The organism is Empedobacter sp. GD03739, from assembly GCF_029843245.1.
In the GTDB taxonomy this organism is placed as follows: domain Bacteria; phylum Bacteroidota; class Bacteroidia; order Flavobacteriales; family Weeksellaceae; genus Empedobacter; species Empedobacter falsenii_B.
Genome location: NZ_JAOCHX010000074.1, coordinates 1 through 8,026 on the forward strand (window position 1 = coordinate 1; position 8,026 = coordinate 8,026).

Sequence of the window (8,026 nt, forward strand, 5' to 3'; positions counted from 1 at the left end):
CGGTTTGGCGAAATGGCGGGTGACGGATTTCTATTGAACAGATGTGCTCAATTGAACGATAGTAATTTTATTCAACCACAGTACTAAAAGGCCGCCACAGCACCAAGCCGTAAACCGTTAGCTGCAAGGCTACACAACAACGCTAATAGACAAACATCCCTTGAAATAATAGGGAGCTGACCCGATTAAGGTGTCAGCCCCTACTAAAAAAAATCTACTCAACACCTAACTGTAATTTTGCAGAACTAAGATGAATTTCATCTTGTGTTTCTAAAGCAAAATATCCATAAGCTAGAGGTGCGGCAGCAGCTCGTTCAACTGCTTGTTCAAACAGTTTATCCCATACTTCTCCACCTTGTTTTTCGTATGCCGAAATTAAATTTTTCAGACTTTCTTCACCGAAAACAGTAACGTGACCTGAAAAATCTTGTGCTATATCGCTGACTTGTGCAGTTGACCAATCAATAATTCCACAAACTTCTCCATTATGATGAGTAAGTGTATGACCTGCATACAAATCACCGTGAATGAATTTTGTAAAATTCGGCCATAAGGCATCATTATCCAGCCATTTTTGGTACCGAAGTTCTAATTCGGCATTTATCCCTAATTCAGATTTCACCAAAATCAATCTTTCAGAAATCTCATTTCTAACCTGTTCAGGTGTCAAAACTTTTAGATTATTACGAAGTACTTCTTCCGTAGGAATTGAATGAAGTTCTATAAGTGCTTTCGCTAATGATGGTATATAAAGGTCGTTTTCTTTAGACATATTCCAGGTTACTTCATAAGTCTCCGCATCATAAGTAAGTGCAGGTTTTCCATCGAGCAAAGGATAGGCTACCAGTTTTTCATTAGCTATACGCCAATCAGGAACTTGAACCGAAAGGTATTTCGACACCAATTGAAGAATGCGTTTCTCATTCGCAATCTGTTCGCCTAAGGTTGTTCTTCTTGGAATACGCAACAACCACTTTGTGCCATCCCTATCTGTAGCGAAACCAACCTTAAAATCAATTCCCATTTCATTAAAACTCATTTCATCCGAAAGAATTAACCCATTTCTTTCCGCTAATTTTTGAATATCTCTATTTTTCATTTTTTTAAATATTTTTGATTTTACCTAATTGCATTAAGTTGCGAGTGCTAAACGAAAGAATACCCACAAGGATTGCCAAACAACCGCTTATGATAAACGTAATGTTTACACCAATAACTTCTGCAATCAGGCCTGTGAATAATAAACCGATTACACTTGGCAAAACTGCCAAACTATAATAAAGTGAAAATACACGTCCTAATTTTTCAGGACTTACCTCTGTTTGTACAATTGCTGTAAAACAGCCATTGAAAACAGACAGGCTGATACCGCCAATGGCTGTTACCATCACAAATCCTACAAACCAACTTGCAGGTAATACACCACTCAAAATAAATGTAAGTCCCAATAATACATACATAACATTGACTGCGACTACTTTTGAGCCTTTCAATTTGAAAATACTCAGGATGACACCGCCAATAAGCATACCTCCGCCCCAAACCACTTCTACAATTCCTATCTCCCATTTTCCTCCTGCAAAATGCCCTGTTGTGAGCAACGGAAACATAATGGCAGCTGGCATTATAACAAAGGTTATCGCCATTGCATAAAGAAAAAGATAACGCAAACCTTTGTTTTTTGAAACAGTCTGAAACCCTTCCGAAAATTCTGTAGCAATAGAATGTGCAGACGATTTTGACTTCGCAACCACATTGGGAATTTTCACCATCACGAGTGAAAGAATAGCCAGCAATGCTCCAATCAAATCCAAGTACAATACTTTTGAAATAGGAAGATAAGCAATGGCTAATGTGCCAATGGCAGGACCACCAATACTGCAAACCGAATGTAACACCTGATTAATTCCTGCTACCTTTATCAATTCATTTTGGGGTACAATCAGCGGAGCAATTGCCTGTAGTGCCGGAGCGTGAAAAGCATTACCAACAGAGCGTAAACCCAATAAAATGTATATCCATATAAGATTAACATTTTCATTTTGTAAAATGACGAGTAACAAAAGGGCACAGAGAGCTATAAAAGCATCCGAAAAAATCATTACATATTTACGATTGAGACGGTCAACATATACACCTGCTATTAAGCCTATCAATGCTTGAGGCAACATAGCTGCTATTCCTGCGTAGGCTAAAACTTCGGCTGACTTGTACTCCAGACTAAGCCATATAACAATAGCAAACTGAACAGCATAACTTGTAAGCATTGAAGCAAACTGTCCAGCCCATATAAACATATAGGTCTTAAACCATTTACGGTTTTCCATAAAAACTTGATTAAATTATACAACAAAATAATTGTAGCATAATACTAATAGAGTACTATACCATAAAAGTGGGTTTTGAAGAGAATTACCCTAATAATTATTTAATCCAAGGCTTTGCCACGTGTTGTATACTTTTTGGAAGTGAAGCCACAAAAGTACAAATTATTATCTCAAAAAATAAGCTATTTTAGCAAAATTAAGCCCAGCAGCTAACAAGGGTTTTGCAATAGTGGGGCGAAACTGCAAAGTTCAACTGTTGTTCTTCGGTTCAACTTTTGTGCAAAATTGAAGATTTGTGCTTCGATTGCCCCACCATCGCAAAGCCCCAAAACGTTAAGCAATCAAAAAGAACATAACACAGATTATGTAAAATATAAACAAATTAAAAAGTCCTCCAAATTGGAGGACTTTTTTTTGTTATAGCATATGTTAATTATTACATAAATAGATATTTAATGAAAATAATGGCATTCGTTTTGAACTTTATTAACTTAGAAAACACTAAAGTGTTTTTTCATAGGTTTAGGTTGGTTTAGAAGGTTTTGTAGTAAAAACAAAACCTTCTTTTTTATTATAAATACTAAAAGCCACAATCTTAAAAAGATTGTGGCTTTTATTTGTCATCATAATGTCCTCTTGCAGATACAATTTGGACAATTATCTTATCATCATCAATGGAATATACTAATCTATGTTTATCTGTTATTTTACGAGCATAGAACCCCGCTAAATTATATTTTTTAAGTGTAGGTTTTCCTGTTCCGGTCTTAGGGTGTTCCATTAATTCACTAATAAGAATAACTGCTTTTTGAAATGCTTTAGGTTCTGATTTTTTAAGTTTCTTTAAATCTTCTTTTGCTTTAGGAGAGAAGATCACTTCATAAATCATAAGCTATCAAAAAATTGTTGTAATTCGTCTTTAGATTTTATCTTAATTCCTTTTCCCTCTTTTATTTCTTTTTCAGAATCTTTTATACGTTGTACCATTTCATCTGTAAAATATAAGTCGTCTTGAGAAATAGGTGTAAGAACATAAGCTTGTTTACTTCCTCGTCTTATTACAACCTTTTTACCTTTATCGACCATATCAAAGAAATCTTTTTGATGTTCTCTGAATTGTCTACTTGTAGTTTCTATAATTGCCATTGTGTAATCATTTGTGTACACAAATATACAGAATAGTTTTTAATTAATAAGTATAAATAAATTGAAACCTAAAACAACCCTCTGTAGAAATAAAAGGTTAAAGATGCCACCATCTTTTTTTCTTCTGAATCGGAGTTTGTTCAGTTTTTTGTGTTTCTTCTTTAGGTGCTTCTAAAAGCAAAATAGTTTTTTGTAAATCCATTATTCTGCCCTCTTTTTCTTGCAAAAGAAGTTCTTTATTTTTCAATTCTTGTTCGTGTAAAGTCTTGTTTAATCTTATTTCTTGCTCATATAAAGCCAGTTTTATTTTTAATTCGTTCAATTCGTTGTCGCTTGGTCTTTTATTGGTCGTGTCTATATTTTGTCTAGGTTCTTTTTTGGTCTTTTTTTCAGCTTCATAGATAGAAAAAAGATAATTAACTTCTATGAAGTTTTTATTTCCCTTTTTTTGTAAGTATGGCTTAGATTCATCTTTAGCGAATAATCTTCTAATTGTTTTTTCGCTTTTTCCTGTTTTTTCGCAAGCTTCTTTTACATCAATATAGTTCATTTTTCGTTGATTTTGTCTAGTTGGTCAAATATAGGTCAAGTCTAGCTTTTGTCTAGGTTTTTATTATGGTCATTTTTAATGTATTTATTTTCAAAAAGCTGTTCAGCTTTCTTTTTTAATGAACCAATCAAATACGCTTTAAGATTTTTGATTTCATAGAGTACAGATTGCTCTTTTAATTCAACTAAAAAGTCTAATAATTCTTCTTCTGAAAGGTTGTTATATATGTTTTCAAACAAGCTAATATTATTGCTTAATTCTTTATCTGTAAACTCGTAATTGTACTTCAAATAATCCTCAATGTTTTTAGGAATAAACCAACGATTAGACATTTGTTTCATTACTTTTTGTTTCTTCAATGATTCATCTTCAAATTGTGGTTGATGAATCGGAATAAAACGAATACCTGTAATCTTACGACCTGTTTTGATTGGTTCGTAATGAAAAGTGTAAGGAGAGCATCTGTCAAGTTCCTTTCTTGCAGGTTCGATAACTTTTTGAATAAAACCACCAGTTAATCTGTATTTATCTGTAACATTAAATATCTCTTTTAATTTATCTATTGAATAATTAATGGGAGTTTTTTGGTTTGAAAGCAATTCGTAAAACCTCATAGTATATACACTTTCAAATTCCATAGCTACTTTAAGTTCGTATTTTTTGAAGCCTTTTGAGAAATCTAAAAATGCTTCTACTATTTTTGGATTTATTCTGAAAGTAGCAATTTCTGTGTTTTTTTTTATTTTAGGTTCTGAAATTACTGAGATCAATTCCCAATCGTTTTCATCTTCATATTCAAAAAACTTTTTTGCTAAATTTCTTAAAGCTGACTTTATTCGAATATGGTTTGTATCTGTTTCGTTTTGTAAAAACAACTTAATAGGCATACTAACAATACTAGTACATTGATTATCCTGTTCAATAGTTATCTTATCGTTTAGCTTCTGATTTTGGAGTAATCCTTGAAAAAGTTCTACAAGACGATAAAGAATGCGTTTCTCGTAAACAGAATAGTCATATTTAGCTGTCGTTAAAATATAAGATTGTAACACTTCTTTATTGTTGATTTTAGACATAAGTTATAGTATTGAAAAACAAATTTATATAAATACTATAACTTACACAAATGTAAGTTATAGTATTTATTCAATAAGTTATAGTTAGGTGTTTTCTATTTATTCAATAAGTTATAGTTGTTTATTCAATAAGTTATAGTTAGTGTTTTTTAAAACGTTGTAACTATTATGATATTCAATTTAATATACGTTTTTTGTCGAAAGCCGATAAGTAATGTTAGATAAGCTATGTTTATTTAATACAAAAACATGGTGTTTTTTTAGTCTTTTAAGGGTGATTTTTCAATGAAAAATCGACTACTTTCGAAACTCTTTTCAAAATCGTTTTTGGAAAGAGTTCTGAAAAGAAAAACAAAACAAAAAAAAAGATGCAGCTGACCGCAGGTCGCACCAGGGGGCGGCGCCGTTTTTTTGTATCATTTATTTAAACTATTGATTATCAGTGAATAAAATTAAAATTAACCTCGATAAATCCAATCTCAATGCCATTGTGTACATTTTGATGAATTTTGAAATTCCGGTGGAAGCTTCAAATTTCGCGTTTAAAGCACTTTTATCCATTTGCGAAGATGTATGTATCAAATTAGAGAAAAAAGCGATTACGGAACGTAAAAACACCAAAAATTTCAATATTTCGCTTAAATACTTTGAAGCGTTTGCACTAGAAAATGTTTTAAGGCTGTTTTTAGACCAAAATAATGAGGAGCACTATATTTTAAATTCGGCTCGATTAGTTGCTAATCAAATTAATGCTAAACTTTAAATATATTTGTGAAAATATAAGTGTAAATATTTAATTTGAAAGCGAATAAGAGGGAAATTCTATCAAGGGTTTTCCTCTTTTTTTGTTGGAGAGTTTTTCAAAGGGAGAGGAAATTTGTTTTTTCAAAACAAGCAAGTAGTATAAAACGCCTCGTTTTATTATTTTCAAGTGAAACTTGAATCAAATTTTGACACTTTTTATAAATTAAAAATGAAGATGATTTTTAGGTTTTTAAGGAAAAGTAGGAATAGCAAGACGGAATCGGGGAAACCCCGATACAAAAACCTATTCCATTGATTAGTAATTACATACAGATATAAATACCTCCTTTTATATGTTAAAAAGGAGGTATTTTGATTGTAACTAATTGATATAAAGCATATTTAAGGTGTTTTTTTAAAGGAGGTATTCTTAAACTCCAACAAATTTAATACAGCTATAATAGGAGAATGTTTTTGCTTATTCTATCTATTGAGCATTCATTCAAAACACGTTTTTAGAAAGGCTTTTTTAAGGCTCTTTTTTTTCTTAAAAATGAACAATTTTTATAGAAAAATAAAGATAGCAAGAGGGAACTGCGTGACATTTCGTAAGTTGTTAGTTTTCAATGATTTGTGAAAACAGCATTTTCAAAAAGTATATAAATAATATATTTTTAGCTTATTTTTAAATGTAATATATTGATTATCAATAATGTTAAAATATATAATATGTATATGATTTGTAGATTTAAACATATTTAGAGAATTGATGAATTTTTTAAAAAATAGGATTGGATGTGTGTTGTGTTTTACTTCTTTCCAAACACGTTTTTATAAGTTTAAATAAAAAAAAGCCAATCGAAAAAATTCCGATTAGCTTCTTTTTTATCATTTTTTGACCTGTTTGAATAATCAAGCTTCAACGCTTTTAGAGGGCTACAAAGCCCCTCTTTTTTGATTTTCGTTTATCTGATTCGGCACTGATTTAAAATCAGTTAATTACACCGAAAAATAAAGGCTATAATAAGAATTATGTTAAGTAATGAAATAGATTAATAAAGTATCAATTGTAGAGTTTCGTGATCCATGATTGAGAATTTAAAAATTTTAAATAAAAACCTCGCTATTCATACAAATGTTATTTAGATAATATAGACTATCAAAGAATTTATTACTTTTAACAAAGTAATTACACGAAATACGGATATAGGGAATATTTCACGAAACTTTTCTATTATTTACTTCGTAAATTACTATGTTAGCGGTAATTTTACCAAACAGAATGTTGAACATAAAAAAATATAATCCGATGAAGCTATAAGTAAATGTTCAAAATAAAAAAAGTGAAACTTTTTTATTGCTTTCAAAAAGCAGTGAGAATTTCTATTATCAACTTTTAAAAATTAGAAGAAATGACGCAGTTACAAATGATTAACAAAACAAAATCTATAGCTCAACAAGACGAAAATGTTTCCGCTGTTTTTATGTATGGTTCATTTACTAAAAGCGAAGGAGATAAATATTCTGATATCGAATTTTACATCTTTTTAAAAAATAAAGAAAATTTCTCGTCGGAAAAATGGGTAAATCAAATTCATCCTGTGGCATTATATTTTACAAATGAATATGGAAGCGAAGTTGCTATTTTTGAGAATATGGTCAGAGGCGAATTTCATTTTTTAAAAACGGAGGAAATTGAAATTATCAAATCTTGGGACGGAATTGTTGCATTTAGCGATTTTGACCAAATGAACCTAATCGACAAAGACGGACATTTAACGAAAACACTAAATCAAATCAAAACGAAATCGCCCGAAAGAATAACAAATGAAAACATCTTGTGGTTAAGTCAATCATTACTGAATGTTATACTGACAACAAGCAACTTAATTAAGCGAGAAGAATTTGCTCATGCTCATCATAGTTTATCAAATGTTCAGAAATATTTGCTTTGGCTTATTAGAGCAAGAACAAACAAAACCCAACATTGGGAAAGTCCAACTAAAAGTCTTGAAAAGGATATTGATACGACTTGGTATTTTGCGTATAAAACAGTAACATCGGATTTAAATCCTAAAAATATAATTTTAGCTTTTGAAAACTCATTAAATTTATCGGAAAAACTATTTGACGAACTAAATATTGAACCAAAAATGAAAGAAATCCTACATGAAATAAGAAAA

At 30.9% G+C, this 8,026-nt stretch carries 8 protein-coding genes; 2 read left to right on the forward strand and 6 right to left on the reverse strand.

From position 1 onward, the window contains the following. Nucleotides 1-214 precede the first annotated feature (214 nt). From mph to N5E64_RS15065, 6 genes are all read right to left on the reverse strand, one after another. Nucleotides 215-1,099: an Mph(E)/Mph(G) family macrolide 2'-phosphotransferase gene (gene mph, locus N5E64_RS15040; RefSeq protein ID WP_078213155.1), complete on the reverse strand. Its 885-nt coding sequence runs from the start codon at nt 1,097-1,099 to the stop codon at nt 215-217. 4 nt (nt 1,100-1,103) lie between these two features. Continuing rightward, the gene (gene mef(C), locus N5E64_RS15045; RefSeq protein ID WP_085286200.1) at nt 1,104-2,327 is read right to left on the reverse strand and encodes a macrolide efflux MFS transporter Mef(C); all 1,224 of its coding nucleotides are present in this window, start codon (nt 2,325-2,327) and stop codon (nt 1,104-1,106) included. Nucleotides 2,328-2,940: 613 nt separating this feature from the next. Beyond that, nucleotides 2,941-3,216: a Txe/YoeB family addiction module toxin gene (locus tag N5E64_RS15050; RefSeq protein WP_280038212.1), complete on the reverse strand. Its 276-nt coding sequence runs from the start codon at nt 3,214-3,216 to the stop codon at nt 2,941-2,943. After that, nucleotides 3,213-3,473 (reverse strand): hypothetical protein, encoded by a 261-nt coding sequence (locus tag N5E64_RS15055; RefSeq protein ID WP_280038213.1) that lies wholly within the window; start codon nt 3,471-3,473, stop codon nt 3,213-3,215. The genes N5E64_RS15050 and N5E64_RS15055 overlap by 4 nt, the downstream gene beginning before the upstream one ends. A 97-nt stretch (nt 3,474-3,570) precedes the next feature. Next, nucleotides 3,571-4,023, reverse strand: a complete 453-nt coding sequence (locus N5E64_RS15060) for a hypothetical protein (protein ID WP_280038214.1) — start codon at nt 4,021-4,023, stop codon at nt 3,571-3,573. 41 nt (nt 4,024-4,064) lie between these two features. Beyond that, on the reverse strand, nt 4,065-5,099 hold the full coding sequence (locus N5E64_RS15065) for a replication initiation protein (RefSeq protein WP_280038215.1): 1,035 nt from the start codon (nt 5,097-5,099) through the stop codon (nt 4,065-4,067). Nucleotides 5,100-5,541: 442 nt separating this feature from the next. Between N5E64_RS15065 and N5E64_RS15070 the strand changes: the two genes are divergently transcribed. Next, complete coding sequence (locus N5E64_RS15070; protein WP_280038216.1) at nt 5,542-5,862, forward strand: hypothetical protein; 321 nt, start codon at nt 5,542-5,544, stop codon at nt 5,860-5,862. Between the two features lie 1,393 nt (nt 5,863-7,255). Beyond that, a partial coding sequence (gene lnu(H), locus N5E64_RS15075) for a lincosamide nucleotidyltransferase Lnu(H) (protein ID WP_280038217.1) occupies nt 7,256-8,026 on the forward strand: 771 nt, incomplete at its 3' end.

What these genes read in the sequence shown, in the direction of transcription:
- mph (WP_078213155.1), bottom strand. Translation starts at nt 1,099, where the DNA reads ATGAAAAATAGAGATATTCAAAAATTAGCGGAAAGAAATGGGTTAATT.
- N5E64_RS15050 (WP_280038212.1), bottom strand. Translation starts at nt 3,216, where the DNA reads ATGATTTATGAAGTGATCTTCTCTCCTAAAGCAAAAGAAGATTTAAAG.
- N5E64_RS15055 (WP_280038213.1), bottom strand. Translation starts at nt 3,473, where the DNA reads ATGGCAATTATAGAAACTACAAGTAGACAATTCAGAGAACATCAAAAA.
- N5E64_RS15060 (WP_280038214.1), bottom strand. Translation starts at nt 4,023, where the DNA reads ATGAACTATATTGATGTAAAAGAAGCTTGCGAAAAAACAGGAAAAAGC.
- N5E64_RS15065 (WP_280038215.1), bottom strand. Translation starts at nt 5,099, where the DNA reads ATGTCTAAAATCAACAATAAAGAAGTGTTACAATCTTATATTTTAACG.